Raw genomic sequence first — 2,327 nt, forward strand, 5'->3', positions numbered from 1 at the left:
CACCTTCTGCCGCCTCAAGGACTGGAGGCGTGTCGCGACACGATATGACAAGCTCATGATTAACTTCGCAGCAACCTGCTACATCGCCGCCATCGTCACATGGTGGATCAATTGAGTCTGGACCCTAATGAAGCTATTCAGCGGCCTGCCGCGTCCTTGCGGGCAGAGCCATCATCGCCATATCGATGATTTTTTGCACCGCGGCGCGCGAATTGCCGTCACGGGCTTCAAAAGAAATGCTCTGCTGGATCATGTGATAAAATTCGGTCATCTGCGCAATATCGGCATCGGCAGGCAGGTCGCCTGCCGCTACCGCTTGCTGGAGGCGCTTGGAAAGCCGGTCATGATTTGCGCGGCGGATAGCCTGGAGAAATTCCTTCACAGGCACATTTTCCGGTTTGCACTGGATCGAGCTCACACTGATCATGCAACCGCCCGCCGGGCAGGCGAAAGCACTGTCCGCGCCCAGTTCCAGCCAGCGGCGCATGCCCTCCTGAATGGTGGTCGCGTTTTCCAGTGCGTCGAAAGGAGCGGCGCCGATGGTACGACGGTAATAGTCGACGGCTTCACGAAACGCCTGCTCCTTATTGCCGAAGGCGGCATAGAAGCTTGGCGGCGTAATGCCGATGGCGGTCGTGAAGTCGTTGATCTGGGCGCACTCATAGCCTTTGGCCCAGAAAACCTTCATCACCTTGTCCAGCGCTGCGTCGCGGTCAAAGCTGCGCGGGCGTCCGCGTGGAACCATTTTTCTCCCTTTCTGTAATCATCCTTATATAATTCTCTTGACCCTTTCGGGCAAGGCGATATTAATTATGTAGTATACACTATATAATTAGGATTCGTCCCATGAACGATACGTGCGAATCCGCCCTTGCGGCGGAAGAGGTTTCTGCGTCTTCGCAAAAGGCGCGAGCGATCCCGCTGGTTGTCTATTGCCTCAGCTTAGGCGTGTTCGCGCTCACGACTTCCGAACTCATGATCTCGGGCATGCTGCCGTCGCTTCAGGTGGCATTCGACCGTTCCATTGCTGATATAGGCAATCTGATTTCGCTCTATGCGCTTGGCATGATGATCGGAGGACCGCTGGTCACGATCCTGTTTCTGGCGTTGAAGATCGAGAACAAGCGGGGGCTTCTGATTCTGCTTGTATTTTATGCGGCGGCGCAAAGCGTGGCGGCATCCACAAGCAGCTTCCAAATTCTGCTGATCGCCCGTGTTCTGACCGGCATGGCGGCGGCAACGAGCTTCGGGCTGATGCTTGCCATCACGGCACAACTCGTCGGACCGGAACTACGCGGACGGGCTTCATCGCTGGTCTTTGCCGGCCTCATGCTCTGCACGGTCTTCGGCGTGCCCATCGCGACCGCGGTCACCAATGCGTTCGGCTGGCGGGCCAGCTTCTGGGCTATTGTAGTCCTGATTCTGGTTTGCGCTCTTGTCATCGCAATCAAGATCGAGTCGTCGCCCGATACGCCGCAGGCCGATCTGCGCTCTGAACTGAAGGAGATGCGCAAGCCGAAACTCTGGGCCGCCTATGCCACCAGCGCGCTGGTCATCGGCTCGTCCTTCGCCGTCTACAGCTATCTGTCGCCGATTACGGTGCAGCTTGCCGGCTTCTCCGCGATGCAGGTGCCATTGTTGCTTGCAGTCTATGGCGGCGCCAATATCGTCGGCAACTATGTCACTGGCCGCTTTGCCGACCGTCACACGATCCCCACAATCGCCATCGGCCTCGTGCTGATGCTGTCGGCCATGCTGATTTTCGCGCTTTTCGCCGAGTTGAAACCGGCTGCAATCCTTGCCATCGTGATGATCGGCCTGACGGGCATTGCGCTTAATCCTGCCTTTATCGCGAGGGTGATGCGGATCGCGCATCCGGGCGCGCTGGTGAACGCCATGCACGCATCGGTCATCAATATCGGTCTCGGGCTTGGGCCGTGGGTTGGCGGACAGGCAATGGAGGCAGGCTATGGCTTGCATGCACCGCTATGGGTCGGCTTTGCCATGACGCTGGCCGGGCTTCTGACGCTTGCACCGCCAGCTCTGCGCAGGATGTAATAAAAAGGGAGCCCGACGGGCTCCCTTTTTATTTGGAACATTTAGAGCGCGTTTCGATCGGATTGAAACAGATCGGCGCTCTAACCGTTTTTTTAACGCGCATCCCGAAAACCGTTGCACACTTTTCGGGATGCGCTCTAGGTGTTTGGTCCCAGCATGTGATGGTGCGGTTTGACGATAAAGGCTTCTGGCTTTGATTTCCAGAGTTCCTGAATTGCTTCATAGGGTGTTTTGAACTTCAAGGCTTTGAGTTGTTTGGCAAAGTTGTA

Annotated in this window: 2 protein-coding genes and 2 pseudogenes; 2 read left to right on the forward strand and 2 right to left on the reverse strand. The window is 56.6% G+C overall.

All coding sequences use genetic code 11. The features are described 5' to 3' along the window. Positions 1-115: pseudogene (locus F9K91_RS25365) on the forward strand (IS5/IS1182 family transposase); the annotation flags it as partial. 18 nt (positions 116-133) lie between these two features. On the opposite strand, the gene F9K91_RS25370 reads toward F9K91_RS25365, so the two are convergent. Then, a complete protein-coding gene (locus tag F9K91_RS25370) occupies positions 134-745 on the reverse strand; it encodes a TetR/AcrR family transcriptional regulator (protein WP_151679057.1) in 612 nt (203 codons plus the stop codon). 101 nt (positions 746-846) lie between these two features. Between F9K91_RS25370 and F9K91_RS25375 the strand changes: the two genes are divergently transcribed. Then, positions 847-2,058, forward strand: a complete 1,212-nt coding sequence (locus F9K91_RS25375) for an MFS transporter (protein ID WP_151555257.1) — start codon at positions 847-849, stop codon at positions 2,056-2,058. Between the two features lie 137 nt (positions 2,059-2,195). Here the strand turns inward: F9K91_RS25375 and F9K91_RS25380 are convergent. Next, positions 2,196-2,327: pseudogene (locus F9K91_RS25380) on the reverse strand (IS481 family transposase); the annotation flags it as partial.

The sequence above is a fragment of the Brucella tritici genome (assembly GCF_008932295.1).
GTDB classification, from domain to species: Bacteria; Pseudomonadota; Alphaproteobacteria; order Rhizobiales; family Rhizobiaceae; genus Brucella; species Brucella tritici.

Coding starts and splice junctions, on each gene's coding strand:
- F9K91_RS25370 (WP_151679057.1), bottom strand. CDS start 745: ATGGTTCCACGCGGACGCCCGCGCAGCTTTGACCGCGACGCAGCGCTG.
- F9K91_RS25375 (WP_151555257.1), top strand. CDS start 847: ATGAACGATACGTGCGAATCCGCCCTTGCGGCGGAAGAGGTTTCTGCG.